At 41.7% G+C, this 1143-nt stretch carries 1 protein-coding gene and 1 tRNA gene; one reads left to right on the top strand and one right to left on the bottom strand.

The features are described from left to right. Window positions 1-198 precede the first annotated feature (198 nt). Window positions 199-296: transfer RNA gene (locus ASN18_RS16565), tRNA-Sec, on the top strand. Window positions 297-491: 195 nt separating this feature from the next. On the opposite strand, the gene ASN18_RS16560 is transcribed toward ASN18_RS16565, so the two are convergent. Continuing rightward, window positions 492-977 (bottom strand): site-specific integrase, encoded by a 486-nt coding sequence (locus ASN18_RS16560; RefSeq protein ID WP_236861850.1) that lies wholly within the window; start codon window positions 975-977, stop codon window positions 492-494. Window positions 978-1143: the final 166 nt, after the last annotated feature.

Below are 1143 nucleotides of genomic sequence, written 5' to 3'. Positions count from 1 at the left end.
CGGTTGAGCCAAATTGATGATATTTGGGCTGGATATCTTAACCAGAAATGAGCTATGATTATTAACTGGATAGGACATTTCTATTTTGCTAAGAATAGGACATTTCTACTTTGCTGTGACATTAATCTGACAATAGTTGACAGTCTATGACGCGTTATGATACCTTGTATACATTGGTAAATCAAATACTTAGACAATGGGAGTGCATGGGGTTCTGGTGTCCCTCCCGGACTTCAAATCCGGTGTTTCCTGCCAAAAGCGGGAAGGGTGGGTTCGATTCCCACACACTCCCGCCATAATAAACATGCGGGGTTGCAGAGAATCCATATCATCATTTAATCACCCTTAGATTACCGTTTGAGTTTGCACTGTGCCCAAATTGTGCCCGTAAGTTTTTTTCTGTGCCCATGTGCATATCGTAAACCTTAGCTGCCGCCTCAATCAGGTCGCTCTCATTTATTATGTTAATGCGGTTAAATACGGACGTGGTTTTATGAGGGGTGTCTGCCGGTAGGCGGAGAAAACATCCTCTTGAGTGCAGATAATTCTCTGCTGATTGTGGCATTGCTTGCCCCCTCTTCGTTTCGTACTACGATGTACTTCTTAACCAAGTCGGTTCTTATATTTATTACCCAATAGTCTTTGAAATACATTGATAAGTGTTTTACACTCAACTGTGCCCTATCAAGCGATTTCCTGCCGTTCATTTTGTAGTCGGCCAATAAGTCATCAGCCAGCTCTTCAAACCGAATACGTTCAACCTTAAACCCTGTAAACTTCCCCTCAGCAATAGCGCCTTCCCGAAGTTTAAGTAATCTTTTGGCATCGGTCTCTTTAGATGAGTTTGCGCTTTCACGGTATGGCTTGCCGCCACGATAGTACTTAATCCAGTAAACATCTCCTCTCTTATAAATACTGCCCATCTTACGTACCTCCTTTTCTTTTCTCGTTTTTGTGCCCTTTAACTCTTTACTCACCTCCTTTCAGGGCTTTGATTCATATCTTAATAAAAGTCGAATTGCCCATGATTGTCAAGGTAAATATTTTGGAGGTCAGTAGTGTCCGGTTAAAATAAAGAAGGCTGGGAGATATGGTCTCTGATTTTAGAGGCATAGTAGTTTTTAAAGGAGAGGATGTCAATAA

Source organism: Candidatus Magnetominusculus xianensis (assembly GCA_001541255.1).
Lineage (GTDB): Bacteria > Nitrospirota > Thermodesulfovibrionia > Thermodesulfovibrionales > Magnetobacteriaceae > Magnetominusculus > Magnetominusculus xianensis.
Note: the sequence above shows the minus strand (reverse complement) of the source record. Positions and strands in the feature narration are given on the sequence as shown.